Source organism: Nocardiopsis protaetiae (assembly GCF_045446735.1).
GTDB classification, from domain to species: domain Bacteria; phylum Actinomycetota; class Actinomycetes; order Streptosporangiales; family Streptosporangiaceae; genus Nocardiopsis; species Nocardiopsis protaetiae.
The window spans coordinates 1-798 of sequence record NZ_JBJJBV010000548.1; the positions used below are offsets into that span (position 1 = coordinate 1).

At 73.2% G+C, this 798-nt stretch carries 1 protein-coding gene; it reads right to left on the bottom strand.

All coding sequences use genetic code 11. The annotated features are described in order from the left end of the window. Positions 1-35 precede the first annotated feature (35 nt). Positions 36-797, bottom strand: coding sequence for a winged helix-turn-helix transcriptional regulator (locus tag ACJOT3_RS34640; RefSeq protein ID WP_406977350.1), 762 nt, complete (start codon positions 795-797; stop codon positions 36-38). Position 798 lies beyond the last annotated feature (1 nt).

Genomic DNA, 798 nt, shown 5'->3' on the forward strand with positions numbered 1-798 from the left:
CGGCCCGGCGCAGAGGAATCCGTGTCGGTGTCCGGTCAGCCGGTGGTCGCCTCGCTGCGCGCGGCCGGCAGCCCCGCGCCGCCCTCGCCGCCCTCCGCGGCCGCGGCCGCCTGCTGCCCCTTGCTGACCGGGTCGGGCACGAACCGGTAGCCGACGTTGCGCACGGTCCCGATCAGCGACTCGTACTCCGAGCCCAGCTTGGCGCGCAGCCGCCGCACGTGGACGTCGATGGTGCGGGTGCCGCCGAAGTAGTCGTACCCCCACACCTCCTGGAGCAGCTGCGCCCGGGTGAACACCCGCCCGGGGTGCTGGGCCAGGAACTTCAGCAGCTCGAACTCCTTGAAGGTGAGGTCGAGGATGCGCCCGCGCAGCCGGGCGATGTAGGTGGCCTCGTCGATGACCAGGTCGCCGCGGCGGATCTCGTCGGGGTCGTCGGTGCCCGCGTCGGCGGACCCGATGGCCAGCCGCAGCCGGGCCTCGACCTCGGCGGGACCGGCCGCGGTGAGGATGAAGTCGTTCACCTGCCAGTCCGGGGTGAGGGCGGCGACGCCGCCCTCGGTGAGGATCACCAGCAGCGGACAGTCCAGGCCCGTGGTGTCCAGCAGACGGCAGAAGTTCCGGGCGGCCGCCAGGTCGGTGCGGGCATCGACCAGAATGGCGTCGACCGGGGCGCTGGAGCCGGTGCCGGCACCGGACGCCAGGAGTGCGCCGGCTTCGGCGGGAGCCACCCGCACGGAGTGCAGGAGGAGGCCGAGAGCGGGCAGCACGTGATCGGACGGTTCGTTCGAGTTCGTCAAC